This window comes from Pseudomonas sp. SC11, from assembly GCF_047039205.1.
Lineage (GTDB): Bacteria > Pseudomonadota > Gammaproteobacteria > Pseudomonadales > Pseudomonadaceae > Aquipseudomonas > Aquipseudomonas boreofloridensis.
Map to the genome: position 1 here is coordinate 1,015,748 of NZ_CP178183.1, position 26,389 is coordinate 1,042,136.

Genomic DNA, 26,389 nt, shown 5'->3' on the forward strand with positions numbered 1-26,389 from the left:
CCTTTGCCCGCTTTTCCAAAATGCACCTGCTGGAGAGCGCCATGTCCGCCGATCTAGAGCATATCCGCCACGTGATGAGCGAGGCCGATTGCCTGTACACCGAAGCCCAGGTCGAAGCGGCCATCGCCCAAGTCGGCGAGCGGATCTGCAAGGACCTGCACGACAAGAACCCGGTGGTGTTCTGCGTGATGAACGGCGGATTGATCTTCGCCGGCAAACTGCTCACCCACCTGCAGTTCCCGCTGGAAGCGTCCTACCTGCACGCCACCCGCTACCGCAACCAGACCAGCGGCGGTGAGCTGTTCTGGAAGGCCAAGCCGGAAGTGTCGTTCATCGACCGCGATGTGCTGATCGTCGACGACATCCTCGACGAGGGCCACACCCTCAGCGCGATCATCGACTTCTGCAAACATGCCGGCGCGCGTTCGGTGTACACCGCCGTGCTGATCGACAAGGACCATGACCGCAAGGCCAGCCCGGACCTGAAGGCCAACTACGTCGGCCTGCCGTGCGTGGACCGCTACATTTTCGGTTACGGCATGGACTACAAGGGCTACTGGCGCAACGCCAATGGCATCTTCGCTGTGAAGGGGATGTAAGCCATACGCCAGCCTGCTTTCATCGACAAGACGTTGTTCGACGGGCTGGCCGCCAAGGCCGCCAGCAATCCACGCGGCCGCCAGCACCACAACTTCCATGACATGGAAGAGCCCTGCCATCGCATGGCGGTGGGTCTGCGGACTCACCCTACATCCCGCCGCATCGCCACCTGAGCGCAGACAAGGCCGAGGCGCTGATCGTGCTCAAGGAGCGCCTGGGCCTGCTGATCTTCGATGACCAGGGGGCGGTGACCGACACGCGCGTGCTGCAGGCCGGTGGCGACTGCCTGGGCGTCGATGTGCCGCCGCGCACCTACCACGGGCTGGTGGTGCTGGAAGAAGACAGTATTCTGTTCGAATGCAAGGCCGGGCCTTATCGTCCGGTCAGCGATGGCGAGATGGCGGCCTGGGCGCCGCGCGAAGGCGAGGACGGCATGCCCGAGTACCTGGCCTGGATGCGCGCGCAGTTCGACTGATCATGCGTGATCCTGCCATGCTAGGGTTCTGTCTCGGTAATATGTTCACGTTTGGCGAGTGACTTGAGTGTTCGGGCAAGGCGCCGCCAACATTGAACAGCCTATTTCCGGGACAGGACACTCCAGTGCTCCTGCCCGCCAAGGAGTCTCTCATGCGTGCCGTTATCCCTCTGCTGCTGGCACTGAGCCTGCCGCTGTCTGCTGCACCGCTGCACAGCCAGTTCCTGCCGCCTGACGACCTTTCCCTGCGCCAGCAGGCGCCCGAGTCCCAGCAACTGCTGCAGGTCACCGATTACTCGGTGGTGGTCGGCGCCCAGCGCCAGTCCAACCAGCAGCCGATTCCCATTACCTCGTCGCTGACCCTGCGCCTGAAGGGCAAGCCGATGAGCAAGGGCGCGACCATCAGCCAGGTGCTGGTGACCTTCGACGGCGAGGGCGGCAAGAGCCTCAAGCGTCCCGCTTACGACGAGGCTACACGCACCCTGACCCTGAATTATCCACAGGCCGACTACCGGGTGATCATGGACCTGCTGCGCAACGAGACGGTCTACGTGCAATTCCTCAGCTATGCCAACGGCCACGTCTGGGCCGATCTGCACACCGGCACCGTACGTACGCGTTGAGCGCCGTGTCGCACGCCGGGTACACTGCCCGCCTTTGAAACGCCCGTGATGGCACCGTTGGAGTCGGCAAATGCGTAAAGACAAGAAGCAGGTTATCGGTGACGAGATCAGCGACGACTACATCAAGACGTTCCTGCAGTTCGAGCCGGCCGATGGCCAGACCTCGCCCTCGCACCACAAGCTGATCAAGGCCTATCGCGGCTTGCGCATCGACGACTTCGAGCGTTTCGTGGGGTTCTTCGTGGAGGCCGGGTATGACGTCGACGGCAAGGACGAGCACGGCAAGACCTTCGCCGAGGCCATCGCCGACCAGCGCAATGCGCCGGAGTACATCGAGGTAATCGGCCAGGCGCGGGGATGAGGCCAGAGGAGCGGCGAGCGCCGCTCCTCCATTACGTGCGCCTGCGCCTCAGGCGTAGTGCTTGGCCGGGTTTTCCTGGGCCAGGCCCAGGGCGGCATCGTTGTCCGCGCTGATCTGGCGATACAGCGCGGCATCGGTGGCCAGGGTCTTCTCGCGGGCCGGGAAGATGTCCTTGAGCTTGGTCGCCCACGCGCCTTTGGTCTGCTCGGGGAAGCAGCGCTCAAGCAGCTCGAGCATGATCGAGACGGTGACCGACGCACCCGGCGAAGCGCCGAGCAGGGCGGCCAGGCTGCCGTCGGCGGCCGAGACCAGCTCGGTGCCGAACTGCAGGATGCCGCCTTTCTTCGGATCTTTCTTGATGATCTGCACGCGCTGACCCGCCACTTCCAGGCGCCAGTCTTCGGCCTTGGCTTGGGGGTAGAAGCGGCGCAACGATTCCAGACGCTGCTCCATCGACTGCATCACTTCGCTGACCAGGTACTTGGTCAGGTCCATGTTGTCGCGGGCCACGGCCAGCATCGGACCGATGTTGCCCATGCGCACCGACAGCGGCAGGTCCATCAGCGAACCGTGCTTGAGGAACTTGGTGGTGAAGCCGGCGTAAGGCCCGAACAGCAGCGACTTCTTGCCATCGACCACGCGCGTGTCCAGGTGCGGCACCGACATGGGCGGGGCGCCCACCGCTGCCTGGCTGTAGACCTTGGCCTGGTGCTGGCTGACGATCTCCGGGTTGTCGCAGCGCAGCCACTGGCCGCTGACCGGGAAGCCGCCGAAGCCCTTGCTTTCCGGAATGCCCGAGGCTTGCAGCAGCGGCAGCGCCGCGCCGCCGGCGCCGAGGAAGACGAAGCGGGCGTCGACGTCACGGCTGCTGCCACTGTTGACGTCCTTGACCGTCACTGTCCAGCCATCGCCTTTGCGGCGCAGGCCGGTGACCTTCTTGCTGTACTTGACCTGGGCGTCGGGGCTGTCGCCCAGGCGCTTGAGCAACTGGTTGGTCAGTGCGCCAAAGTTGACATCGGTGCCCTTGAGCACGCGGGTGGCGGCGATGTGCTGGTCGGCCGGGCGGCCCGGCATCATCAGCGGCATCCACTGGTTCATCACGGCCTTGTCTTCGGTGTACTCCATCTCGGCGAAGGCGTGATGCTGCTTGAGCATGTCGAAGCGCTTTTTCAGGAACGCGATGCCTTTGTCACCTTCGACGTAGCTCAGGTGCGGTACCGGGTTGATGAAGGCGCGGGGATCGCCCAAGCCGCCCTGGCGGCTGAGGTAGGCCCAGAACTGGCGCGAAACCTCGAACTGGGTATTGATGTGCACCGCCTTCTTGATGTCGATGCTGCCATCGGCGGCCCGCGGCGTGTAGTTCAGTTCGCACAGCCCGGCGTGGCCGGTGCCCGCGTTGTTCCAGGGGTTGGAGCTTTCTGCGGCCCCGGAGTCCATCGCCTCGACGACTTCCAGCGTGATCGCAGGGTCCAGCTCCTTGAGCAGTACGGCCAGGGTGGCACTCATGATGCCCGCGCCTACCAGTACTACATCAACCGATTCGTTCTGCGCCATTTAACGCGTCTCCACAATCTACAGCACCTAATTGACAGCATAGGACCCCTGGGTTGGCCAGGATCGCCATGTCCGACTCTTCGCAGTTGTTGCAACTCCAGCGGACACCGCCAATCGGTCTTTGGGTGTTCGGTCATTGAACGCCATTTGCCACCACTGCGGCAATTCGACTTATGGTCAGGTGGTCCGTCGTGGGTTATGGACCGGCCTCAGGCTCCCATCCAGGATGAGCGCCTGGGCCGTCTGCTCAGGGCTGTAGAAAACGTCTTTGTCGCACCTGCACATGCCAGACTGTTCATTTGCTCGCCACACTCTCGTGAAGTTGTGAAAAACCGTTTTTTCACGCTCTTTTGGAGTCGTGAACCTCAAAAGTGGACTGCGCGAGGGCAACCCGCAGGTTCATGTGCAGCAGACGGCCAGAGACAGCAGGCACGACAGCCGATGCAAGACCTGAGTGGAAGGCTCTCTGTGGGCGAAGCGGTGAAGGTGCCGGGGTCAAGCGGCGAATGCGGGGCCCGATCAGGAGACGTCCTTATAATCGGGGGGAGATTATAACGAGGTCGCGGGCAGAAAGGTCGTACTTCTTGGGTTTTTATTGCCGCGGTTGTCAGGCCGCGAGCAGGCGTTGCTGCCAGCGGCGCCGCGCCGGCGGGCAAACCCGGGCGCTGGCCGGCAGCGCCTGGCCCAGCCAGCCCAGGTGGGCTTCGCTGACCTGGACCCAGCCACTGCCGGCCGGGGCCTGGGCGCAGTGCTTGAAGGCCAGGCACGTGCCGTCTTCGGCGAGGCGGGCATAGGTGGTGTGACGCGGGCGTTGCAGGAGCAGGGTCCAGAGCGAGGCCATGGCGGAAAATCCTGTCTGATTCGGACGTGCGGCAAGCTTACCCGCAGCACCATTAAACCCTCGTGACAGCGGCGTGTTCCCGGCATGACAATCGCGTGCCCAGACGGCGCCAAGGCTTCATCTCGCGAAGCTTGCCGCGGGTAGCGTGCCTCTCGTTATACTGTCGGCCTTTGCCGCTTTTTTCTGGAGAAATGCGCATGCTGCAACGTCTGTTGTTCGGTTTGATGGCGGTGGCTACCCTGAGCCTGGTCGGCTGTGCCCACAGCCCGCAGCAGTTGAGCCCGCAACCCAAGCTCACCACGCAGCTCAACGCGGTCGGCCGCGGCCAGCCGGTGGAGGTCAAGGTGGTCGATGGCCGTGCTTCGCAGTCGCTGGGCACCCGCGGCGGCATGTACCCCGAGACCAGCACCATCAGCGTCAGTGGCAACGACGTGGTGCCCAAGCTGCAGGCCCAGGCCGAGGCTGCCGTGCGTCTGCTGGGCTTCACCCCGACCCGCGGCGGTGGCAACGCGCCGCAGTTGACCGTGACCCTGGCCGAACTCAAGTACCAGTCGCCCAAGGACAAGATGTACGTCACCGAAGCGACCATCGGCGCCACGTTCCGCGCCGACGTGTCCAACGCCAACCGTCGCTACAGCGGTCGCTACGGCGCCTCGCTGGACCAGCGTTTCGGCATGGCACCGAACCAGGAAACCAACACCAAGCTGGTCAGCGATGTGCTCAGCGACGCCCTGACCCGTCTGTTCAAGGATCCGTCGATCGGTCAGATGCTGGCTGAGTAAGCCTTTCGATGCCATGAAAAAGCCCGCTGCCTGGGACCAGGCAGCGGGCTTTTTCGTGGGTGATGCACCGTGGATCAGGCGGCCTCGATGGCAAAATCCAGCACGCTGAAGCCGGTGCCCAGGTCCACTTCCGGCAGGTCATGGTGCGCATGGCCGCCGAGGGCGCAGTACACCAGCCAGCCACGGTCGTGGACGTTGATCGCGAAGCCGTCGATCAATGCCTGCTGCTCGTCGCTGGGCGCGACGAGGTAGAGACGGTCCTGGTTTTCGGCGTGCAGCATGTCAAGCTCCGGTATCGAGAAGGCCGACAGGGTGGCCTCTTCGGATGACGAGCGTATGACAGGCGAAATTTAGGGGGCGATGTCTTGGCGCTGACCAATGGCGCTCCGGCCGCACAGTGTGCCAGGAGCGCCACAAGAGCCTACACTCAGGCCACTTCTGCCTGGCGCTTGACCTGATACTGATTGCGCACCGGCGTGGCGTACTGCTGCACCAGGTAAGGCCGATGCTCGACCGGGCAGGCCTCCAGGCGGCGCTGCCATTCTTCCTGCGCCCGCGCCAGCTCGTCGGCCGCAAACACCTTGTCGGCGGTGGGCACCGCCAGCGCCGTGTCCTGTTGATCCCACATGGCATAGGCCAGGTAGTGCACCGGGAATAGGCGATAGCCGGCGAGAATCTGTCGGTCGATGGCCTGGGCCAGTTGCTTGGTGTCTTCGTGGTACTCGGTCACCGGCGGCGCGAAATTGATGTGCACCCGGCCTTTGTAGCCGGTGATGCCCAAGGCGATGCTGTTGTCGTCCTCGCCAGGCACCTTGCTGTAGCTGCCGGTGCTGGCGCGGATGTACAGCTCACGGGCCTTGGCCTGGTCGCAGGGGTCGTATTCGTAGCTGATCGACACCGGAATCAGGTTCAGGCTCTGGATCACCGCGCCGAAGGCTTCGTCCTTGCGGCTCATGTGGAACATCTTGAGGATCGCCGAATCGGTGCGATCGTCACCGTCCTTGGCGCGGCCTTCGGCCTGGGCGATCCAGATCGAGGTGCCGTCGTCGCGGATCGAGTGGTTGATGTAGGCCGAGAGCAGTTGGTAGGCCGCCAGCTTCTCACGGCGACCGCTGATGGAGCGGTGCACGATGAAGCTCTTGTTCAGGCGCATCATGTCGCTGACAAAAGGCTTCTGCAGCAGGTTGTCGCCGATGGCGATGCGCGGGGTGGGCAGGCCGGCGTGATAGACCGCGTAGTTGACGAACGCCGGGTCCATGACGATGTCGCGGTGATTGGCCAGGAACAGGTAGGCGCTGCCGGCCTTGAGCTGCTCGACGCCGGTGTACGTGACCCCGTCGGTGGCGCGGTCGATGGTGCGGTCGACGTAGTACTCGACCTTGTCCTGCAGCGTCGCGACGCTGCTCACGCCGGCGAATTCCTTGCGCAGGCGGCGCGCGATCAGCGGTTTGAGCAGCCAGCCGAAGGCGCCGGCCAGGCGCGGGAAGCGAAAGTGGGTGAGGATATCGAGGAATGCCGGGTCGCTGAGCAGGCGTGCCAGAACGGCAGGGACTTCAGCGTCGTCGTAGGGTCGGATGGCATCGAATGCGCCCATCATGCTCTCTTGTTGGAAACGGCTAGAGTAATAAAGTAGGGGCGGGGCCGAGAAAACGGCTCGGACACACACGGACCCCGTAAACAGACCGGCAATTATACGCATAAGTCACCGCGCAGGCCCCCGATGCTCGAAATCGACTTCTATGACTGTCCCTACTGCGGCGAACGCGTCGAAACCACCGTCGACATTTCTGCCGGCGATCAGCACTACACTGAGGACTGCCAGGTCTGTTGCCGGCCGATCGTGTGCATTTTGCAGGTGCACGATGACGAATGGTTGCTCGAGGTGCGTCGTGAGGACGATGCCTGATGCGCAGAATCTACGAGCCGGAAAGCCTGATCGAGGCGCAGATGCTGGTGGGCATGCTGGCCAGCGAGGGCATCGCCGTGCACCTGATCGGCGCCGATCTGGTCGGCGCGATGGGTGACCTGCCGCTGCAGGGGCTGTTGGCCCTGGCGGTGGACGACGAGCAAGCGGGGTACGCACGGCAGTTGATCGATGCGTACAATGCCGCTCAGCCCCTTGCCGGTGACGAGCCCGACGCCTGTCCCGGCACCTTGATCTGCTAGGTTTGCCTGTCTTATGTGTGGACGCTACGCCCTGTTTCGCTGGTCCCAGGCCTTCGCCGCCCTGCCGGGGTTTCCCGTCGACCAGCAGGCGCAATGGAACATCTCGCCCGGTGCCTCGGTGTTGATCCAGCGCCAGATCGACGACCAGTTGCAACTGGCCAGGGCGCGCTGGGGGCTGACGCCGCCGTGGCTCACCGACCTGTCGCGCACCCCCGCCCATGCCCGCGCCGAAACCCTGGCCGAACAGCCGATGTTTCGCGAGGCCTTTCGCCTGCGCCGTTGCCTGATGCCAGCCAACGGTTTCTACGAATGGCGCGGCACGGCGCGCAAGCGGCCGTACTGGGTGACGCCCGGGGAGGGCGCCTCGCTGTTCTACGCGGCGGTGTGGGAGGCGTATCCGGTGCAGGAGCAGGTCTGGCTCAGTTGTGCCGTGGTCACCCAGGCGGCCATGAACCAGCGTCGGCCGTTGATTCTCGACGAGGCAGGCCAGGCCGCCTGGCTGGATCCGCAGACGCCGCAGGCGCGCCTGCATGAACTGCTGGCCAGCCCGCCGGCGAGTTTGCGCGAGCGGGCGCTGGCGCATCTGGTCAACGACCCGCAGCTCGATGGACCGCAGTGCTTGACGCCGGCCTGAGCCGAGCGCGCTTGACCGGTCACACCCTGAACTGATTGATCAGGCGCCGCTGCTGCTCGGCCAGTTGGGTCAACTCGGCGCTGGCCTGGCTCGACTCGTCGGCGCCGCCGGCCACCTCGCTGGCCACCTGGCCGATGTTGGTGACGTTGCGGTTGATGTCCTCGGCCACCGCGCTCTGCTGCTCGGCAGCACTGGCGATCTGCGTATTCATGTCGTTGATCACCGACACCGCCTGGGTGATGCTCTCCAGCGCCAGCGCTGCACGATTGGCCTGCTGCACGCTGTCGTCGGTCTTGCCCTGGCTGTCTTCCATGACCTTGACCACGTCGCGGGTGCCCTGCTGCAGTTGCTGGATCATCTGCTGAATTTCCTGGGTCGCCTGCTGGGTCTTCTGCGCCAGGTTGCGCACCTCGTCGGCGACCACCGCGAAGCCTCGACCCTGCTCGCCGGCACGGGCGGCCTCGATGGCGGCGTTGAGCGCCAGCAGGTTGGTCTGCTCGGCGATGGCGCGGATGGTCACCAGGATGGTGTTGATGTTCTCGCTGTCGCGGGCCAGGGTCTGCACCACGGTCACCGCGCGGCCGATTTCGCTGGCCAGGCTGCTGATGGACTGCGAGGCGTCATGCACGATCTGCATGCCCTGGTTGGCGGCCTGGTCGGCGTTGCTGGCGGCCTGGGCGGCTTGGGTGGCGTTGCGCGCCACGTCCTGGGCGGTGGCGGTCATTTCCTGCACGGCAGTGGCCACCTGGTCGATTTCGGCCATCTGCTTGTGCACGCCCTGGTTGGTGCGAATGGCGATGTCGGCGGTGTGCTCCGAGGAGTCGCTGACCTTCTGCACCGAACTCACCACTTGGCTGATCATCGCCTGGAGCTTGGCCAGGAAGGTGTTGAAGCCGCTGGCGATGGCGCCCAGTTCGTCGGCGCGGTCGCTGTGCAGGCGGCGGGTGAGGTCGCCTTCGCCCTGGGCGATATCGTCGAGCATGGCCACCATCTGCTTCAGCGGACGAGCGATGCCGTGGGCCAGCAGCCCGATCACCAGCAGGCCGAGCACGGCGATGCCCAGGCCGACCGCAGTCATGCCGAAGATATCGGTGCGGCGCTGCTCGCCGAGGTCTTTCTGCAATTGCGTGACATCGGCCATCACCGTGCTCAGCGGCAGTTGTAGCAGCAGCACCCAGCGCGCATCGGTGTTGGCCACTTTGAACGGCAGGTACAGCTCGATACGGTCCTTGTCTCGGTCGAGTTGATAGTGCAGCGCATCGCCATTGCTGCTGGCCAGTGCGGCCGACTCGGCCGAATCCAGCACGTCACTGGCTTTTTCGCCGAATTTGGACGGGTCTTTGGTGTAGGCCACCAGGCGACCGTTGCTCGACACCAGGGCCAGTTCGCCGGCGCCATCATAGAGTTGGCGGTCGGCGGCGTTGAGCAAGTCCTGGATGAAGTCCACCGACAGGTCGGCCCCGGCGATGCCCTGGAATTGGCCGTTGAGCATGATCGGTTCGACGAACGAGGCGAGCATCACTGTCTTGTCGCCCACCTTGTAAGGCGCGGGATCGATCACGCAGGCCTTCTTGGTTTCCTTGGGGCACAGGTAGTACTCGCTGGCGCGCACGCCGGTGGCCAGGATGGTCTGATCGTTGACGTCGACCAAGCGATCCTGGCCGAGGCTGCCGTCGGCGTTGCGGAACCACCAGGGTAGGAAGCGCTCGCCGTTGACGTCGGCGTGGTCCAGGGCATTGGGTTCCCAGCCCAGGTAGGCGCCGAGCACGCTGGGGTTGTCCTCGACAGTGCGCTTGAGCAGGTTGCTCAGGTAGGCGCGGTCGATCTGCATCAGCGGTTTGCCCTCTGCATCCTGTGCGCCGAGCAGGCCGTTGAGCGTGGCCAGGCTGCGGCTGATCAGCAGCGGCGCTTCCAGGCCGCGCTGGATTTCGCTGACCTGGGTGCGCGCCAGCGCCGACAGGCGCTGTTCGATGACCGCCTCGAACTGTTGCTGGGTGCGCTGCTGTACCAGGGTCTGGGTGCGCGCTCCCGCGTACACGGCGTAGAGCACCAGGGCGGCGACGATGCTCAACACGATGGCACCGGCCAGCGCCGCCACGGAAAACTGGATCGACTTGAACTTCATGATCGAAAAGCTCCACGCCAGGAGGTCGTTGTCCTGGGTTATCGGCGTGGGCTGGGCAAAGCATGAGGACGGTTGTCAGAAATCTTCGACGCACCTCTGGCAGGGGCGCACGACTGGGCCTAGGATACGCGGCATGTAAAAAGAGGGAGTCTTTTCATGCGTAAGTCATTCGTGGTCAGCCTGTTGAGTGCCAGCATCCTGCTGGGCGGCTGCCAGGCGGTCAACACCACCAGCGGCGGTGCGGTGGGCGTGGAGCGCAAGCAGTACATGTTCAGCATGCTGTCCACCGACGAGGTGAACCAGATGTACGCCCAGTCGTACCAGCAGACCCTCGGCGAAGCCTCGAGCAAAGGCGTGCTGGACAAGACCAGCAATGACGCGCGGCGCGTGCAGTTGATCGCCGACCGCCTGATCGCCCAGGCGCCCAAGTTCCGCCCGGATGCGGCGCAGTGGAAGTGGGAAGTCAACGTGATCAAGAGCGATGAGCTCAACGCCAACTGCGGCCCTGGCGGCAAGATCATCGTCTACACCGGCCTGATCGATCAGCTCAAGCTCACCGATGCCGAGCTGGCGGCGGTGATGGGCCATGAAATCGCCCACGCCCTGCGCGAGCACGGCCGTGAAGCCATGTCCAAGGCCTACGGCATCAACATGGCGCGCCAGGGCGCCGGTGCCATCTTCGGCCTGGGCCAGGACAGCATGGCGCTGGCCGACACCGTGGTGAACTACGCCATGACCTTGCCCAACAGCCGCGCCAACGAGAACGAAGCCGACCTGATCGGTCTCGAGCTGTCGGCCCGCGCCGGTTATGACCCGAACGCGGCGATCACCTTGTGGAACAAGATGAGCAAGGCCTCCGAAGGCGCCCCGCCCGAGTTCATGAGCACTCACCCCGCCTCGAGCAGCCGCATCGCCTCCCTGCAAGCAGCCATTCCCAAAGTCATGCCCTTGTATCAACAGGCGGCTAAGTAGCAGCTACGAGCTGCACGCTGCAAGCGGCAAGCGGCAAGCGGCAAGCCAAGCCGCGCCGCACCTTCTTGCCGCTTGCAGCTTGAAACTTGCGGCTGCTTCACCCCCCTGCCGCTTGCCGCTGCCCTACACCCAACCGCTGGTTTTCATGGCCGAGTAGACGGCGACGGCGGCCAGTACGAAGAAGGCGGCGGCGGCCAGGCGGCGGATCAGGGTCAGGGGCAGTTTGTCGGCGGCGAAGTTGCCGGCCAGTACCACCGGTACGTTAGCGATCAGCATGCCCAGGGTGGTGCCCACGATCACCAGGATCAGGTGCGGGTACTGCGCGGCCAGCATCACCGTGGCGACCTGGGTCTTGTCGCCGATCTCGGCCAGGAAGAACGCGATCAACGTGGTCAGGAACGGCCCGAAGCGCCGCGCGTTGCTGCTCTCGTCGTCGTCCATCTTGTCCGGCACCAGGGTCCACAGGGCCGTGGCGGTGAAGCTTGCGGCGAGGATCCAGTGCAGCACGCTTTCGGTGAAGAAACCGCTGACCCAGGCGCCAACCGCACCGGCGGCCGCATGGTTGGCCAGGGTCGCGGCGACGATACCGGCGATGATCGGCCAGGGCTTGCGGAAACGGGCGGCGAGAATGAGCGCGAGCAGTTGCGTCTTGTCGCCAATTTCGGCGAGCGCAACGATGGCGGTGGGGACGAGCAGGGATTCGAGCATCAGGCTTCCTACGGGGGCGGGTCGACACGGCTATGACACGTACAGCCTTCCCGCCCCGGGTAAGGTGTGCGTGTCATAGGTCTTGTCAAACCCTGGACTCATCTGTGTGAGCCGTGAGGTCGCACGCGCCATGGCCTGTGGGCCAAGTGTGTTGACGCGTGCCGGGCAAGCTGAGGACGCTTGCGGGAGACTACTCCCCTAGGACGGAGCGGATTCTGCCTAGCCGATTCGGTTTCGGCAAGCGCTTTTTTTCTAGCCGCGAATGGCCCGATAAATTCGGAATCCGTCCCCTTCGGCGCGCGTTTCGCAATTGCCCAATGCCTGTTGGATGAGCGGTTGATAGCGCAGGAAGCTGTTGGCGACTATCCGCATTTCTCCGCCTTTTACCAGCTTTTTAGCCGATTTTAGCAGCAGGTTTTCCGAGGCCTGATAGTCGGTGTGAACCCCGGTGTGGAACGGCGGATTGCTGACGATCGCGCTCAGTTCATCGGGGGCAGCGTCGATGCCGTCGCCGCTGATGACCTCGCCCTGCAGGCCGTTTGCGGCCAAGGTCAGGCGACTGGCCGCGACGGCGAAGGCATCGACGTCGAGCAGGGTCACCTGGCTTTGCGGGTAGCGGCGCTTGAGGGTGGCGCCCAGCACACCGGCACCGCAGCCGAAGTCCAGCACATGGCCCACCGGCAGGTGCTCCAGGTGCTGCAGCAGCAGGGCGGTGCCGCGATCCAGGCGCCCATGGCTGAACACGCCAGGCAAGCTGATCACCTGCAGCGGGCCATCGTCCAGCGCCAGCTCGAAGCGCTGCGCCAGGCTGTCCAGCGGCGTAGCCTCGGGGGCGTGGTCCACCGTCACCTGCCACAGTTGGCAGTGGCGGGCGCTGTCGAGCTTGCGCGGCTTGCCGAACGCCTGCAACAGCTTGGCCGCGCCCTCAATGCCACCGCGCTTTTCCCCCACCAGGTACAGGCTGCGTCCGGCCAGGCGCGCGGCCAGTGCGTTGAGCAGATAGGCGGCCAGCTCGCGCGACTTGGGCAGGCACAGCACGGCGGCGTCGAAGGCCACTTCGGGAACGTCCACGCCGAAGTGGCTGCGACCGGCGAAGCGCTGTTGCAGCCACCCGTGGTCCCCCGCATGCCAGGTCCAGGCCTGGGCCTGCGGCAGTTGCCCCAGCAGGCCATCGGCGGCGGCTCCGGCGATCAGCAGCGGGCCTTGGAACAGGTCCGCCTGGCGGAGCAACACTTCACTGCGCGGGTCCATGTCGGACGTCTCCTGAAAAAAGCGCGAAGTGTATCACTTGGCAATCGCCGCGCCGCGAGCGGACCGCGTCGCGCTCCCAGGTGTTCAGCCTCGCCGCGGCCATTGGCGCAACAACCGGAGCCGTGCATGGCCGTTGCTACCGGCCCCGTCAACCCACCACCCGTCGTGGCTGTCCCGTGAAGAACGCCTGGGCGTTCTCGGCCAGTTGCCCGACGATGCGCTGGCGTGACTCCACCGCGCCCCAGGCGCTGTGCGGGGTGACGATCAAGCGCGGGATGTCCGCTGCCAGCAGCGGATTGCCGTGCACCGGCGGTTCCACGCTAAGCACATCGGTCGCCGCGCCGCCCAGATGCCCGTTGCGCAGCGCGTCGGCCAGCGCCTGCTCGTCGATCAACCCGCCACGTGCGGTATTGACCACCAGCGCCCCCGGCTTGAGCAATGCCAATTCGCGGGCGCCGAGCATATGGCGGGTCTGCTCGTTCAGCGGGCAATGCAGGGTCAGGGCGTCGACCTGCGGCAGCAGTTCGTCCAGTGCCAGGCGCTCGGCGCGCGCCGGGCGTCCGGGAATCTGCCCGCTGAGCACGCGCATGCCGAACGCTTCGGCCAGCTTGGCCACGGCGCCACCCAGCTCGCCATGGCCGAGCAGGCCGAGGGTCTTGCCCTGCAATTCGACGATGGGGAAATCCAGTAGGCAGAACTGGCTGGCCTTGGCCCAGGCGCCGTCCTGCACCGCCCGGTGGTAATCGCACAAGCGAGTCGCCAGGGCCAGCAACAGCGCCAGGGCGTGCTGGGCCACCGACGGCGTGCCGTAGCCCTGGCAGTTGCACACGGTGATGCCCTGGGCGCGTGCCGCCGCGAGGTCGACGTTGTTGGTGCCGGTGGCGGCCACGAGAATCAACTTCAGCTGTGGATTGGCAGCCATCACCTCGGCGTCGAGCAGCACCTTGTTGCTGATCACCACGCTGGCGCCGCGCAGGCGTTCGTTCACCTGATCGGCCGACGTCGAGCCGTGCAAGGTCAGCTCATCGAAGCATTCGCGCAGGACGGCGAGGTCTAGGTCGCCCAGGTCGAGCGAGTCGTGGTCGAGAAAAACGGCGTGTCGGCTGGCGGTCATTGCGACTCCTGTGCAAGACGAGACAAGACCGCGCTGGCGCGGCCTCGTGTGACAAAAATATGACGGAAAAGCCCGCCTAATGATCTATGTCAAATTGCTATTAACCATTCGTTGACTCTCCCCCTAGGGGCAGAGTTTAGCCTTCGCGGCCTCACTGGGAACCCCCGGCACTTACCGGCGGCTACCGCATGCATTCAAGGCGAAGGAGCGGCACGATGAACAATCCACTGGAACTGGAACAGGTGATCATGAGCGTCCGGGAAATCCTGGCGCAACTGCTTGTGTTGGAGCTGGACGAGATCGACGCTGACAGCAGCATCGTCGAAGACCTCGGCGCCGATTCGCTGGACATCGTCGACCTGAGCTTCCAACTGGGTCGCCGCTACGGTTGCGCCCTGCCCAAGACCAGCGTGCTGGATCACACCGTCGCCGTGTGCGGCGACGCCAGCGCGTACCTGCACCAGGGCCGCCTCACCGAGGCCGGTGTGGAACTGCTCGAAGGCAGCCTGAGCGCCTATGTCCCCGGCCAGCTCAAGGCCGGGCTGACCCCCGCCGACATCTTCGCCCGCACCACCGTGCGCAACTGGGCGCAGCAGTGCCGGGGCCTGTTCGATCACCTGCCTGCCACCTGCCCACAATGTGCGGCCAATCAAGCACGCTTGAACGAGCGCGAGCAGGTGGTGTGTGCGGCGTGCAGCGCGCGCCTGACGCCGCTGGACGGCGACAGCGTCTCGCGCCTGCTGGTCGAGCGTTTCGTGGCGGCGCGTGCACCGGCACAAGCCTAGGAGCCAGGAATGTCGGGACAGGACGTAGTGGTGACTGGCATGGCGCTGGTCGCCCCCATGGCGATGGATGCCGAAAGCTTGTTCGCGCGCTTGGCCGACGGTCAGTCGAGCCTGCGCCGGCACCCGCGCTTCGAGCAGTTGGGCTTTGCCAATCCGGCGGCGGGCTATCTGGACGACGGCCAATGGCAGCGCATCGACGCGGCCGTGCCGGCGGCCCGCCACTTGCCTGCGCAGTCGCGGTTGGTGGAGTACCTGGCCGACCAGGTGCTGGAGGATGCCGGACTGACGCGCCAGGCCTTCGCCCGTACGGCCAGCGGCCTGTTCCTGGGCTGCAACAAGTTCTGCGCCTCCGGCAGCGAGCTGCAGGCGTTGAGTCGCTGCATGGACGAGCAGGCCTGCGTCGATCTCGACGCGCTGCTCGATGACGCCGACGCGCATGAACCGGCCTTCGCCCGCCGCGTCGATCAGCAGACCGCTCACCTGGCGGCCTTGCTGCAGGTACGTGAACGCGTCGCGACCCTGGCCGATGCCTGCGCCGCTGGCACCACCGCCATCGGCAGTGCCTATCGGACCATCGCTCGCGGCGAGATCGACCTGGCCCTGTGCGGCGCCAGTGAGCTGATGGCCACGCAGATCTCCTGCTACAGCTTCAATGGCCTCGGCGCGCTGTGCCCACGCGGCGACTGGCCCGCCGCGACCCAGAGCCGGCCCTTCATGAAGGACCGCTGCGGCTTCGTGATGAGCGAGGGCGCCGCGCTGCTGGTGCTGGAGTCCGCCGACCATGCACGGCGTCGCCAGGCGCGGGTGCGCGGCCGGGTGCTGGGCTACGCCAACGCCTGCGAAGCGCAGAAGATCACCTCCAGCAGCCGCGACGGCAGCCGCTATGCCCAGTGCATGCAGGCGGCCATCGACGACGCCGGCGTGCCGCTGGCCAGCATCGGGCATGTCAACGTCCACGGCACCTCGACCCCGAGCAACGACAGCTGCGAGGCCCTGGCCCTGGAGCGGGTGTTCGGTGCGGCCCTGGGGCAGGTGAGCATCACCGCCAGCAAGTCCGCGCTCGGCCACTCGCTGGCCGCCAGCGGCGCCCTGGAGGCGGTGCTGACGCTCATGTCGATCGAGCGCGGGATCGTCTTGCCCACGCTCAACTACCAGGCCGAAGGCTCCGAGTTTCCCCATCTGGACGTGGTCACCCACGTCCGTCACCAGGCGATCGATCACGCCTTGTCCACCTCCTTCGGGTTCGGTGGCATCAACAGTTCCCTGGTCCTCGGGAGGGCCTGACCATGCACCCTTGCAAGAACCGCCCCGTCTACCTGCGGGCTGCGGCGCTGATCAGTGCGGCCGGCGACCACTGCGCCGACCTGCTCGGTCCGGCGCCTGTGGCGCAACCGCTGGCGTTCGACCCGAACCGGCTTGGCCATGTGCTGGCGCCGATCACCCTGGCCAGCAAGGTTTTCGACCGCCGCATCAGCCGTGGCCTGGAGCCCCAGGGGCTGCGCATCCTGCACTGCGCCGACGCCTTGGCCGAGGCGCTCGAGGCGCTGCAGGTGCCTGCGGCACGGCGGGTACTGACCGCCGCGATCCCGGAGGTCGACGGTCCCAGCACCAGTTGGGACGCCGTCGAAGCGATCATCGACCAGCCCCAGCGCCTGCTCGAACAGTTCATGGCCCACACCCCGCCGATGCACGCGCTGACCCTGCTCAACAGCAGCGTCATGGCCTACCTGGCCCAGGGCCTGGGCATTCGCGGCGCGATGGGCGGCTTCTGCTCCCAGGCCAATGCCGGCATCGATGCCCTGGCCGAGGCGTGCAGCCAACTCAGCGAAGGCCAGGGCGACGCCGCGCTGGTGGTCGGCAGCAGTCCCAACATCACCCCGGCGCTGTACCTGCGCGAAACCGACCTGACGCCGCGTGTCCACGGCGAGGGCGCGGCGGCCCTGCTGCTCGATTGCCAGGGCGACGCCGACAGCCTGCGCATCGCCGGTATCGGTCGGGGCTACAGCCGCGATCCGGCGCGTGCCCTGCAGGTGGGGCAACGGGTCATCGACCAGGCCCTGCGCGCCGAGCGCCTGACGCTGGGCGACATCGGCCGCGTGGTGGTCGATCCGCACGACAGCCTGATCCGCCAATGGCTCGGTGCCGACGTGCGCCTGGTCGATGGCATCGCCGGTCTGGTCGGCGACCTGGGCGCGGCGCAACCGCTCGGCGAGGCGGCGCTGGCGCTGTACCGCCAACGCAGCGGCGGTACGGCGGATCACACCCTGCTGCTCGAACGCAGCCGGGCTGGACACTGGGGCGCGGTGCTGCTGGTCGCCCCGCACAAGGAGGTGGCATGAACGGTAAACGGGTGGTCATCACCGGCATGGGCGCGGTGACCGGATTCGGCTTCGACTGGCAATCGCTGTGGCAGCGCATGCTCGACGGCGAGCACTGCATCCGCGCCTGGCAGCCTGAAGGCGTCGAGCCAGGCAGCTTCCCGGTGCGCTATGCCGCACCGGTGGATCTGGATGCGCTGCCCCTCGAGCTGGCGGCTCACCCGGCCTGGTCGATGGCCTTGGAGCGGCGCAGTCGGCTGGGCTGGCTGGCGGCCAGCCAAGCGGTGCGCGACAGTGGTCTGGGGGCGGGCGACTGGCGCGACGCGGCGTTGTTCTGCGCCTCCGGGGCCCCGCAGCACGACTTGGCCGACATGCTGTTGTGCGACGGGCGCGCGGCCGGTGAGGGCGCGCACTGGCGCCACCTGATGGCGCGCCAAGCCCAGGTGAACCCGTGCGGCTCGCTGCGCCAGGGCAACGATCGCCTGGCCCGCGTGATTGCCGACGACCTCGGCCTCGAAGGCCCGGTGGTCAACATCAGCAGCGCCTGCGCCGGGGCGTCCCAGGCCATCGGCAACGCCTTTCGCCTGATCCGCCGCGGCGAGGCCGAGGTGGCACTGGCCGGTGGCGCCGACTCGGTGTTGAGCCTGGACACCCTCGGCGCGCTGTACCTGCTGGGCGCCGCCAGCAGCGAGCAGCGCTGGGGCGAACGGCTGTGCAGGCCCTTCGAGCGTCACCGCAGCGGTCTGGTGGCGGGCGAGGGCGGTGGCTTCCTGGTGCTGGAAAGCCTGGAGCGGGCTTTGGCCCGTGGCGCCACGCCCTATGCCGAAATCCTCGGCTACGGCAGCAGCCTGGACGGCTACAAGGTCACCGCGCCCGATCCTGAGGGGCGCGGCGCGGTCCTGGCGATGCAGGCGGCGCTCGACGATGCCGGCCTGGCCCCTGGGCGCATCGACCTGATCAATGCCCACGGCACCTCCACGCCGCTGAACGACGCCACCGAGTCCGAGGCGATCAAGCAGGTGTTCGCTGTCGATGAGCACTACCGCTGTCTGGCAGTGACCGCCAACAAGTCGCAATTCGGCCACCTGATCGCGGCCGCCGGCGCCCCCGAGCTGATCGCCACGGCGCTGTCGTGTCGTGACGACCGGGTGCCGCCCACGCTCAATCTCGACGCCGCCGACGAGCGTTGCGACCTGGACTACACCCCGCACCGCGCGGTGTCGCGACAGGTCGACGTGGCGCTGAGCAATTCCTTCGGTTTCGGTGGCCTGAACACCTCGCTGGTGGTGGGCAAGTACCGGGAGACGGGTCGATGAGCGGGGGCATCGCAGTGACCGGTGCCGGTGCAGTGCTGGCCAGCGGCACGGGGGTGCCGGCCTTTTGGGCCGCTGCCTGTGAGGCGCGCGCCTGTGTCGGCCCGCTGCGCTCGGCGCTGCTGCGCAGCGAGCGGGTGACGGCATTCGCCCAGGTGCCGGAGGCCGACGATGGGCGCGCGCGCACGGCCATTGCGCGCAACTTGCAGCGCTACTGCACGCCAGCGCTGTTCTGGGGCGCGGCCGCGTTGCGCGAGGCCCTGGCCGAGAGCGAACTGGCGCCCGGTGACGATGGCTTGCGCTATGGCCTGTACGCCTGTCAGGGCGGTTATACCCATCCTTCGATGGCGTCCTACGGCGCGGTGCTGCAGGCCTGTCGCCGCGACGGCGTGGCCGACCTGCGCGAGTTGACCCGGCAGGTGATGCAGGAGCGCGCGGTCGATCCGTTCGTGGTGATCAAGAGCCTGAACAGCGTCCTGCTTGGGGTGCTGAGCCTGGACATGAAGCTGTACTGCGAGGGCAACGCCTTCATGCAGGGCGTGGCCGGTAACCAGGCCGCGTTGCAGGAGGCTTGCGCCGCGCTGCACGCCGGTCGCATCGACGTCGCCCTGCTGGTCGGCGCGGGCAGCGATTGCGATCCGCTGGCCCTGGCCGACCTGGTGCGCGAAGGCACGATCAGTGCCGAGGGCGCGGCGCAGGTGCTGCCATACGACCGCCACAGCCGTGGCGGAATCGCCGGCGAAGGGGCGGTGGCCCTGGTGCTGCGCCGTCACCAGGACATCGCCGGGCCTTGCGTGCAGGTGCAGCCGCTGGGCAGTCATGCCGAGCTGGCGCGGCTGAACCTGCCGGATCGTCCGCTGGCGCTGGCCGTCAGCAGCGGCAGCGGGCGTCCGGCGCTCGACCGCGCGCTGTTGCAGCGCCTGCTGGACTGCGGCGCCGAGCATGTCACCAGCGCCCTGCCGGTCACCGGCCTGCTGGCGGCCGCGCCCTTGTTCGCTGACGTGCTGTTGGCGCGCCAGGCCCTGCTCGAAGGCGAAGTGCCGCCGATTGCCGGGCTGCATGCAGCGGTGCTCGACACCCCTGCACTGGTGCGTGACCAGGTGCGTATCGCCGCCCTCGACGCGGCACTGGTGGTCGGCCGCGACGCCAATGGATTCAGCAGTGCCTGCCTGTTGCAACGCAGCGACGCCGGACTGCCGTGAGCCACGAATTGCCATTCTCAAGAAGGATCTTCCCCATGCACTACCGTGATTTCGTCCGGCCCAAGTACGTCGAGCTGCTCCAGGCGTTGGGCCTGGACCGTGCCTTCGAGCGCGCCGCCGGCAGCCAGTTGTTCTACACCGACACGCAGGGCCGGGAGGTGGCGGTCAGCGACTTTCTCGGCGGCTACGGCGCGGCGCTGTTCGGCCACAACGACCCACAGTTCGTCGAGCAGTTGTGCGACCTGATGCGCGGCGGTGTGCCATTCAACGCCCAGTTGTCCGTGCGCAGTGCGGCCGGCGAGCTGGGCCGTGAACTGAGCGAGGCGTTCAACCGTGAATTGGGCACCGACGAGCGCTACCTCTCGACCTTCTCCAACAGCGGCGCGGAGTCGGTGGAAATCGCCGTCAAGCACGCCGAGTTCAGTCGGCAGAAGCGTATGCAGGCGCAGTTCGATGCGCTCGATTTCGCCCTGAGCCAGGTGCTCGACCAAGCGGGCGCCTACCGCGAGCTGGAGCGCGACAGCCTGGCGCTGCCCACCGGGCTGCTGCCTGACACCCTGCTCAAGGTCACCGTGCGCCAGGTGGTCGAGGCGGTGCGTCAGTACAACCTCGCGCAGTTGCACGTGGAGCCGGTGTTCGTCGCCGTGCGTGGCAGCTTCCACGGCAAGCTGGTCAACACCGTGCAACTGACCTACGGCAAGCAGTACCGCCAGCCGTTCGCGCGCTTCGGCCTGCAGGTGGAGTTCGCCGATCCGCAGCATCCCGAGCAGTTGCCCGCCCTGGCCGAGCGGCATGCCCGGCACTGGTTGGGCGTGCACTGGGACGGCCACGCCCTGCACCTGCAACGGCACGCCTTCAGCGCCCTGACCGCCGTGTTGCTGGAGCCGATCCAGGGCGAGGGTGGCATTCGCGAGCACGCCGAGGCGTTCTATCGCGGCCTGCGCAAGCTGTGCAACGAGCAGCAGTGCCCGTTGATCCTCGACGAAGTGCAATCGGGTTTCGGCCGCACCGGCACCTTGCTCGGCTGCACGCACTTCAACCTGCAGGGCGACTACTACTGCCTGTCCAAGGCCCTCGGTGGCGGCCTGATGAAGATCGCCGCCACGGTGATCCGCGCCAGTCACTACGAAAGCGAATTCAGCTACATCCACAGTTCCACCTTCGCCGAGGACGACGCCTCCTGCGAGATCGCCCGCAGCGCCCTGAAGCGCCTGTTCGTCGACGACCAGGCAGTGCTGCGCCAGGTACGCGACAAGGGGCAGTACCTCAAGCGTGGCTTGCAGGAGTTGCAGGCCGCCTACCCGCAGGTGATCGCCGATGTGCGCGGGCGCGGGTTGCTGCTGGGCATCGAGCTGCACCCGGTGGCGCAGCATGCCTCGCTGGTGCAGGCCTCGGCCCAGTACAACGATGCGCTGGGCTACCTGATCGCCGGCTACCTGCTGCAATTCGAAGGCGTGCGCGTGGCGCCCTCGGGCAGCAACTCCAACGTGCTGCGCCTGGAGCCGCCGGTGTGCGTCACCCAGGCCGAAATGGACGCCTTGCTGCTGGCCATGGGCAAGGTCTGCGACCTGCTGCAGCGCGGCGATGCCCTGCCGCTGGCGGCCGGTGTGTGCGCCGACAGCATCGATCAGGTGGCGCCGCGCGACACCGCCTTCCGCGTCCAGGCGCTGGGCCTGCGCAATGACCCGCATGTGCCGGTAGTGGCCAAGGTGGCGTTCATCAACCATTTGATCGACGCCGATGCCCTGAGCGAGGCCGACCCGTCGCTGGCGCTGCTCAGCCCCGCGCAGAAGCGCGACTTCATTCGCCGCACGCGCCCGGAACGCCGCGTGGTGCCACTGGGTCCGGTGCTGATTCGCTCGCGCCTGGGCATGGCGGTGGAGTTCACCCTCTACCCACTATGCATGGACTCCAACGACATGGCGGCCTACATCGCCAGCGGCGAGCTGGACGTGATTCGCGACGAGGTGGGTAACCGCATCCTCGACGCCCGTGCCGATGGCCATCAGGTGGCCGGGCTGGGCATGTACACCTCGATCGTCACCCACAACTGCCAGGCGCTGCAGATCGCCGACATGGCGCTGACCTCCGGCAACGCCCTGACCATCGGCATGGGCCTGGAAGCCATCGAGCAGGCCTGCCAGCAACAGGGCATCGATCTGGCCGGGCAGACTGCCGCCGTGATCGGTGCGGCCGGCAACATCGCCTCGACCTACGCTTCGCTGCTGTCCGAATCGGTCGATCGGCTGATCCTCATCGGCAGCGGCCGCGACGGCTCGCTGCGGCGCCTGGAGAAGACCGCACAGCTGATCTATGCCGACGCCGCGCGCTCGATCCTCAAGGGCCGCACCGACCAGGACCGCCTGGCCCGGCGCCTGCAGGCCCTGGATGGCTTCGGCGCGCTGCTCGACAGCCACGTCGGGCGCAACGACCTGGGCAAGGTCATCCAGCAGTGGGTCGACGCGCGCCTGGGCGCCGAGGCCTGGATCCAGGTCAGCAACGACCTGGCCTGCCTGCGCGAGGCGCGCATCGTGCTGTGCGCGGCCAATGCCCCGCAGGCGTTCCTGGACGCCAGCCACTTCGCCGAGCGCAGCGTGATCTGCGACATCGCCGTGCCGCTCAATGTCGATCAGAACCTGACCCGCGAACGCCCGGACGTGCTGTACATGCACGGCGGCATCGTGCAGACCCCGCTCGGCGATGGCCTGGACGAAAACGTGCGCGCCTACCTCAAGGCCGGGCAGTTGTATGCCTGCATGGCCGAGTCGGTGTTGATGGGGCTGTGCGGCATGCGCCAGCACTATTCCTATGGCGACATCAGCCGCGAGCAGGTGCAGCAGATCCGTGCCCTGGCGCGCCTGCACGGCTTCGGCCTGGCGCAGTTCAAGACCGACAATTCCCTGTAAGGAGCCACAGATGGAATACAAGACTGCCGTGGTCACCGGTGGCAGCCGGGGCATTGGCAAGGCGCTGGTGCTGGCCTTGGCCGAGGCCGGCTATCGGGTCGCACTGAGCTACGTGCGCGGCCGCGAGGCCGCCGAAGCGGTGTGCGCCCAGGCCCGCGAACGCGGCACCGAGGCCCTGGCGCTGCACTGCGATGTGCGCGACGCGCAGAGCGTCGCCGGATTCTTCGCCGAGGCCCAGGCCTGGCTCGGGCACATAGACCTGCTGGTCAACAACGCCGGCATCACCCGCGATGGCCTGCTTGCCACGCAAGCTCTGGAAGACATCCATGAGGTGATCCAGACCAACCTGGTCGGCACCCTGCTGTGCTGTCAGCAGGTCATTCCCGAGATGATGCGTCAGCGGCGTGGCTGCATCGTCAACATCAGTTCGGTAGCGGCGCAGAAGCCTGGCCGTGGCCAGGCCAACTACGCTGCGGCCAAGGGCGGGGTCGAGGCCCTGACCCGCGCCCTGGCGGTGGAACTGGCGCCGCGCAACATCCGCGTCAACGCCGTGGCGCCCGGCCTGGTCGAGACCGAGATGAGCGAGGCGCTGATGCAGGCCCACGCCGAGCAGATCCATGCCCGGCTGCTGGTCAAGCGCTGTGCACGGCCCGAAGAGATTGCCGCCGCGGTGCTGTTCCTGGCCGAGCAGGGCAGTTACCTGACCGGTGAAGTGCTGGCGGTCAACGGCGGGATGAAGATGCCATGAGCGCACCGCGTACGCTGCTGATCACCGGTGCCGCCAAGGGCATCGGCCTGGCCGTGGCCGAGGCCTTCGACGCCCCTGGTAACCACTTGGTGCTGGTCGACCTCGACCCGGCTGGCTTGCACCAGGCCCTGGCCTCGCGCAACTGGCAGGCCGAGGTCGAGACCCAGGCCTGCGACATCGCCAGCCTGCCCCAGGTGCAGGGGCTGTTCGACGACCTGTCCCGGCGCCTGGCGCAGGTGGACGTGCTGGTCAACAGCGCCGGCATCTGCACCGAAAACGAGCCCGAGGACCTGGACAACTGGCGGCGGGTGATCGACGTCAACCTGCACGGGACCTTCCAGGTCACTTCGTTGTGCCTGCCGTTGCTGGCCGATGGCGGTCGCATCGTCAACATGGCCTCGATCCTCGGTCGCGCCGGCAAGGTGCGCAATACCGCGTACTGCGCCTCCAAGCACGGCATCATCGGCCTGACCAAAGCCCTGGCGCTGGACCTGGCGCCACGGCGCATCACCGTCAACGCGATCCTGCCGGCCTGGATCGACACGCCGATGCTGCGCGGCGAGCTGGCGGTGCAGGCGCGCATCGCCGGGATCAGCGAGCGCGAGATCCTGCGCAACGCCCGCAAGAAGCTGCCGCTGCGACGCTTCATCGCGGCCAGCGAAGTGGCGGGCATGGTCCAGTACCTGGCCAGCGAGCAGGCGGCGGGCCTCACCGCCCAGAGCCTGATGCTCGACGGCGGCGTCGGGTTGGGGATGTAGGCATGCACAGCACTGCACGCGCGCTGTTGGCGTTGGCGGCCCTGGCGCCCGCCTGTCCGGCCCTGGCCGATCTGTTGCCGCAGCATGCCCAGGCCGAAGTCGGCGTGGCCAGCGCCGTGCGCCTGCATGGCGACGACCAGGTCACCCAGCAGCAGGTGTACTTCAAGGCCGCGCTGGACGACAGCTGGGACGGCGGTTACTACAAGGCCAGTGGCCGGGTGCGCTACGACCTGCGCTATGAGCATGACAATCCCTACAGTCGCGAAGCGGCCGACGATTACCGCTTCACCGCCGACTGGCGCCAGCTCTACCTGGGTTACTACGTCGGCGAGGGCGAGCTGACCCTGGGCTGGCAGCAGGTGGTGTGGGGCCGCGCCGACGAATTGCGCGTGCTCGATCAGGTCAACCCGGTGGACTACCGCGAAGGCCTGACCGCGCTGCTGGAAGACAGTCGCATCGCCGTGCCGATGGTGCGTTTTACCCAGCCGCTGGGCGAGTGGGAGCTGGAGGCCCTGTGGCTGCCGACCTTCGTCAAGAACAAGCCGCCGGCCGCCGGCAGCGAGTTCGACGCACCGTTGTTCGCGCGTCCCGATCCTGCGGTGTTCGACGTGGTGTCCAAACCCGGCTACGACCACGACCAGGGTTTTGGCTACGGCTTTTCCGCCAACGGTCGGGTAGGTCGCTTCGACCTGACCGCCGTGCTGCTCAACGCCCGTCAGCAGGACCCGGTGTATGCTGTGCGCGGACTCAGCGACGACGGCCGGCTGGCCGTGCAGCGCCAGTTCCCGCGCTACACCCTGTACGGCGCGGGCTTGGCCTACGACGCCGGGCACAGCGTGGTGGTCCGCAGCGAACTGGCCTGGTTCGATGACTGGCGCGTGAGCAACCCGGAGCGTGTCTATGGCAGCGACCGCAGCCCCATGGTCAAGGCCTTGCTCGGGGTCGATTACCTGTGGCGCAACTGGCTGATCTCCGCACAGTGGCAGGAGCAGCAACTGACCGACTGGCGGCCGGGCATGCTGCAGGACAAGCGCGAGCACCTGTTCACCCTGTCCGGGGAGGGCAACCACTTCCAGGACCGGCTCAAGACCCGGCTGGTGCTGGCGATGTCGCCGCCGGCCGGCGACGACCTGCTGCTGCAGGGCATCTTCACCTACAAACCGGTCGACTGGCTGAAGCTCGGCCTGGAGATCGACGTGTTCACCGGTCGCCGCGACCGCGCGTTCGGCGAGTACGACGAACGCGACCAACTGCGCCTGTCGGCCGGCTACCTGTTCTGACCCTTCTCGACCACACTCAAAAGGACTTCCCCATGCTGCCTTCGATCAAAGGCTTCACCCTGGCCGCTGCGCTGCTGACCAGCACCGGCGCCCTGGCCGCGCCCAGCGCCGACGACATCCTGCGCCAGGCCCGCGACCGGGACGACGGCAAGAGCTTCATGTCCCAGGTATCGCTGATCCTGGTGGACAAGCAGGGCAATACGCGCGTGCGCGAGTTCGCCTACCTGCAAAAGGATTATGCCGACAGCGACAAATTCACCATGCACTTCGAAAGCCCGAGCGATGTACGCGATGTCGCCTTCCACATCGAAAACCCGCGCGAGGCGCTGGGCCTGGAAGACAGCCAGTGGATGTACCTGCCGGTCAGCCGCCAGACCCGCCGGATCTCCACCACCGACAAGCGCGGCTCGTTCATGGGCGGCGATTTCTCCTACGCCGATCTCGACAAGATCCGCGTCGACGATTACCGCCAGACGCTGGTCGGCGAGGAGGTCATCGAAGGCCGCGAGTGCTATGTGATCGAACGCCGTCCGGCGTCCGAGCAGGTGCTGGCCAAGACCGGTTACGACCGCCTGCAAGTGTGGATCGACAAGCAGAATCACCTGGTGATGCGCCAGGACTACTTCGATGTGCGCGGGGTGATGACCAAGCAACTGTACACGCGCAAAGTCGAGACCATCGACGGGGTGGACAGTATCCTGCTCAGCGAGGTGCAGCACCTGGTCAACGGCACCCGCTCGCAACTGCGCTTCAACAAGCTGCAGTACAACGTCGAGCTCGACGACCGGCTGTTCACTCAGACCTCGATCCGCCGCGGCTTGAAGGCCGGCGACACACCTGACTTCCGGGTGTCGGCACGATGAGCCTGGGCAG

The 26,389-nt window shown here is 66.5% G+C and carries 26 protein-coding genes, 2 pseudogenes and 1 riboswitch; of the genes and pseudogenes, 19 read left to right on the top strand and 9 right to left on the bottom strand.

The genetic code is table 11. The features are described 5' to 3' along the window. Positions 1 to 41 precede the first annotated feature (41 nt). The 4 genes and pseudogenes from ACK2SD_RS04650 to ACK2SD_RS04665 all read left to right on the top strand — a co-directional run bounded on the left by ACK2SD_RS04650 (position 42) and on the right by ACK2SD_RS04665 (position 2,059). The gene (locus tag ACK2SD_RS04650; protein ID WP_412461479.1) at positions 42 to 599 is read left to right on the top strand and encodes a hypoxanthine-guanine phosphoribosyltransferase; all 558 of its coding nucleotides are present in this window, start codon (positions 42 to 44) and stop codon (positions 597 to 599) included. Positions 600 to 602: 3 nt separating this feature from the next. Then, positions 603 to 1,075: pseudogene (locus tag ACK2SD_RS04655) on the top strand (WbuC family cupin fold metalloprotein). 152 nt (positions 1,076 to 1,227) lie between these two features. Continuing rightward, entirely contained in the window at positions 1,228 to 1,698 is a 471-nt protein-coding gene (locus ACK2SD_RS04660) for a hypothetical protein (protein WP_412461480.1), read from the top strand. A gap of 70 nt (positions 1,699 to 1,768) precedes the next feature. Next, positions 1,769 to 2,059 (top strand): PA4642 family protein, encoded by a 291-nt coding sequence (locus ACK2SD_RS04665; RefSeq protein WP_039580176.1) that lies wholly within the window; start codon positions 1,769 to 1,771, stop codon positions 2,057 to 2,059. A 48-nt stretch (positions 2,060 to 2,107) separates the two neighbouring features. Here the strand turns inward: ACK2SD_RS04665 and mqo are convergent, their stop codons facing one another. Both mqo and ACK2SD_RS04675 read right to left on the bottom strand, forming a co-directional pair. Further along, positions 2,108 to 3,613, bottom strand: a complete 1,506-nt coding sequence (mqo, locus tag ACK2SD_RS04670) for a malate dehydrogenase (quinone) (protein WP_412461481.1) — start codon at positions 3,611 to 3,613, stop codon at positions 2,108 to 2,110. A gap of 607 nt (positions 3,614 to 4,220) precedes the next feature. Next, the gene (locus tag ACK2SD_RS04675) at positions 4,221 to 4,454 is read right to left on the bottom strand and encodes a hypothetical protein (protein ID WP_295481167.1); all 234 of its coding nucleotides are present in this window, start codon (positions 4,452 to 4,454) and stop codon (positions 4,221 to 4,223) included. A gap of 197 nt (positions 4,455 to 4,651) precedes the next feature. On the opposite strand from ACK2SD_RS04675, the gene ACK2SD_RS04680 reads away from it, so the two are divergent. Next, positions 4,652 to 5,236 carry a YajG family lipoprotein gene (locus ACK2SD_RS04680; RefSeq protein WP_295481166.1) on the top strand — a complete coding sequence of 195 codons (585 nt, stop codon included), beginning with the start codon at positions 4,652 to 4,654 and terminating at the stop codon, positions 5,234 to 5,236. 74 nt (positions 5,237 to 5,310) lie between these two features. Here the strand turns inward: ACK2SD_RS04680 and ACK2SD_RS04685 are convergent, their stop codons facing one another. Both ACK2SD_RS04685 and ACK2SD_RS04690 read right to left on the bottom strand, forming a co-directional pair. After that, positions 5,311 to 5,517 (bottom strand): hypothetical protein, encoded by a 207-nt coding sequence (locus ACK2SD_RS04685; protein ID WP_029615113.1) that lies wholly within the window; start codon positions 5,515 to 5,517, stop codon positions 5,311 to 5,313. 146 nt (positions 5,518 to 5,663) lie between these two features. Beyond that, positions 5,664 to 6,830, bottom strand: a complete 1,167-nt coding sequence (locus ACK2SD_RS04690) for a 1-acyl-sn-glycerol-3-phosphate acyltransferase (protein WP_412461482.1) — start codon at positions 6,828 to 6,830, stop codon at positions 5,664 to 5,666. Between the two features lie 126 nt (positions 6,831 to 6,956). On the opposite strand from ACK2SD_RS04690, the gene ACK2SD_RS04695 reads away from it, so the two are divergent. The 3 genes from ACK2SD_RS04695 to ACK2SD_RS04705 are packed head-to-tail and all read left to right on the top strand — an operon-like array spanning position 6,957 to position 8,036. Then, complete coding sequence (locus ACK2SD_RS04695) at positions 6,957 to 7,142, top strand: CPXCG motif-containing cysteine-rich protein (protein ID WP_029615114.1); 186 nt, start codon at positions 6,957 to 6,959, stop codon at positions 7,140 to 7,142. Then, positions 7,142 to 7,402, top strand: coding sequence for a putative signal transducing protein (locus tag ACK2SD_RS04700; RefSeq protein WP_029615115.1), 261 nt, complete (start codon positions 7,142 to 7,144; stop codon positions 7,400 to 7,402). Before ACK2SD_RS04695 ends, ACK2SD_RS04700 begins: the two co-directional genes overlap by 1 nt. A 13-nt stretch (positions 7,403 to 7,415) precedes the next feature. Further along, positions 7,416 to 8,036, top strand: a complete 621-nt coding sequence (locus ACK2SD_RS04705; RefSeq protein ID WP_412461483.1) for an SOS response-associated peptidase — start codon at positions 7,416 to 7,418, stop codon at positions 8,034 to 8,036. Positions 8,037 to 8,055: 19 nt separating this feature from the next. Here the strand turns inward: ACK2SD_RS04705 and ACK2SD_RS04710 are convergent, their stop codons facing one another. After that, on the bottom strand, positions 8,056 to 8,898 hold the full coding sequence (locus ACK2SD_RS04710; protein WP_369811530.1) for a methyl-accepting chemotaxis protein: 843 nt from the start codon (positions 8,896 to 8,898) through the stop codon (positions 8,056 to 8,058). Positions 8,899 to 8,958: 60 nt separating this feature from the next. After that, positions 8,959 to 10,161 (bottom strand): annotated as a pseudogene (locus ACK2SD_RS04715) (methyl-accepting chemotaxis protein); the annotation flags it as partial. Between the two features lie 156 nt (positions 10,162 to 10,317). Here ACK2SD_RS04715 and ACK2SD_RS04720 point away from each other — a divergent pair. Next, positions 10,318 to 11,133: a M48 family metallopeptidase gene (locus tag ACK2SD_RS04720; protein ID WP_039580166.1), complete on the top strand. Its 816-nt coding sequence runs from the start codon at positions 10,318 to 10,320 to the stop codon at positions 11,131 to 11,133. A 123-nt stretch (positions 11,134 to 11,256) separates the two neighbouring features. Here the strand turns inward: ACK2SD_RS04720 and ACK2SD_RS04725 are convergent, their stop codons facing one another. The 3 genes from ACK2SD_RS04725 to ACK2SD_RS04735 all read right to left on the bottom strand — a co-directional run bounded on the left by ACK2SD_RS04725 (position 11,257) and on the right by ACK2SD_RS04735 (position 14,206). Next, a complete protein-coding gene (locus ACK2SD_RS04725) occupies positions 11,257 to 11,841 on the bottom strand; it encodes a TMEM165/GDT1 family protein (RefSeq protein ID WP_029614231.1) in 585 nt (194 codons plus the stop codon). Between the two features lie 97 nt (positions 11,842 to 11,938). Continuing rightward, positions 11,939 to 12,052, bottom strand: a riboswitch (yybP-ykoY riboswitch). A gap of 41 nt (positions 12,053 to 12,093) precedes the next feature. Then, positions 12,094 to 13,092 (bottom strand): methyltransferase, encoded by a 999-nt coding sequence (locus ACK2SD_RS04730; protein WP_412461484.1) that lies wholly within the window; start codon positions 13,090 to 13,092, stop codon positions 12,094 to 12,096. Between the two features lie 148 nt (positions 13,093 to 13,240). Beyond that, complete coding sequence (locus ACK2SD_RS04735) at positions 13,241 to 14,206, bottom strand: 2-hydroxyacid dehydrogenase (protein WP_412461485.1); 966 nt, start codon at positions 14,204 to 14,206, stop codon at positions 13,241 to 13,243. A 215-nt stretch (positions 14,207 to 14,421) separates the two neighbouring features. Between ACK2SD_RS04735 and ACK2SD_RS04740 the strand changes: the two genes are divergently transcribed. From ACK2SD_RS04740 to ACK2SD_RS04785, 10 genes are read left to right on the top strand one after another with little or no spacing between them, the layout of a single operon-like run. Continuing rightward, the gene (locus ACK2SD_RS04740; RefSeq protein ID WP_412461486.1) at positions 14,422 to 14,991 is read left to right on the top strand and encodes an acyl carrier protein; all 570 of its coding nucleotides are present in this window, start codon (positions 14,422 to 14,424) and stop codon (positions 14,989 to 14,991) included. Between the two features lie 9 nt (positions 14,992 to 15,000). Beyond that, positions 15,001 to 16,275, top strand: a complete 1,275-nt coding sequence (locus tag ACK2SD_RS04745; protein ID WP_412461487.1) for a beta-ketoacyl-[acyl-carrier-protein] synthase family protein — start codon at positions 15,001 to 15,003, stop codon at positions 16,273 to 16,275. Between the two features lie 2 nt (positions 16,276 to 16,277). After that, a complete protein-coding gene (locus ACK2SD_RS04750) occupies positions 16,278 to 17,330 on the top strand; it encodes a beta-ketoacyl synthase (protein ID WP_412461488.1) in 1,053 nt (350 codons plus the stop codon). Beyond that, positions 17,327 to 18,625 carry a beta-ketoacyl-[acyl-carrier-protein] synthase family protein gene (locus ACK2SD_RS04755; protein WP_412461489.1) on the top strand — a complete coding sequence of 433 codons (1,299 nt, stop codon included), beginning with the start codon at positions 17,327 to 17,329 and terminating at the stop codon, positions 18,623 to 18,625. Before ACK2SD_RS04750 ends, ACK2SD_RS04755 begins: the two co-directional genes overlap by 4 nt. After that, entirely contained in the window at positions 18,622 to 19,824 is a 1,203-nt protein-coding gene (locus ACK2SD_RS04760; protein WP_412461490.1) for a beta-ketoacyl synthase N-terminal-like domain-containing protein, read from the top strand. Before ACK2SD_RS04755 ends, ACK2SD_RS04760 begins: the two co-directional genes overlap by 4 nt. A gap of 35 nt (positions 19,825 to 19,859) precedes the next feature. Then, positions 19,860 to 22,730 (top strand): aminotransferase class III-fold pyridoxal phosphate-dependent enzyme, encoded by a 2,871-nt coding sequence (locus ACK2SD_RS04765; protein ID WP_412461491.1) that lies wholly within the window; start codon positions 19,860 to 19,862, stop codon positions 22,728 to 22,730. A 10-nt stretch (positions 22,731 to 22,740) separates the two neighbouring features. Then, a complete protein-coding gene (locus tag ACK2SD_RS04770; protein WP_412461492.1) occupies positions 22,741 to 23,478 on the top strand; it encodes a 3-oxoacyl-ACP reductase family protein in 738 nt (245 codons plus the stop codon). After that, positions 23,475 to 24,236, top strand: a complete 762-nt coding sequence (locus ACK2SD_RS04775; RefSeq protein WP_295481154.1) for an SDR family NAD(P)-dependent oxidoreductase — start codon at positions 23,475 to 23,477, stop codon at positions 24,234 to 24,236. The genes ACK2SD_RS04770 and ACK2SD_RS04775 overlap by 4 nt, the downstream gene beginning before the upstream one ends. 2 nt (positions 24,237 to 24,238) lie before the next feature. Further along, the gene (locus ACK2SD_RS04780; RefSeq protein ID WP_412461493.1) at positions 24,239 to 25,516 is read left to right on the top strand and encodes a hypothetical protein; all 1,278 of its coding nucleotides are present in this window, start codon (positions 24,239 to 24,241) and stop codon (positions 25,514 to 25,516) included. A gap of 32 nt (positions 25,517 to 25,548) precedes the next feature. After that, positions 25,549 to 26,379: an outer membrane lipoprotein-sorting protein gene (locus ACK2SD_RS04785; RefSeq protein WP_412461494.1), complete on the top strand. Its 831-nt coding sequence runs from the start codon at positions 25,549 to 25,551 to the stop codon at positions 26,377 to 26,379. Positions 26,380 to 26,389: the final 10 nt, after the last annotated feature.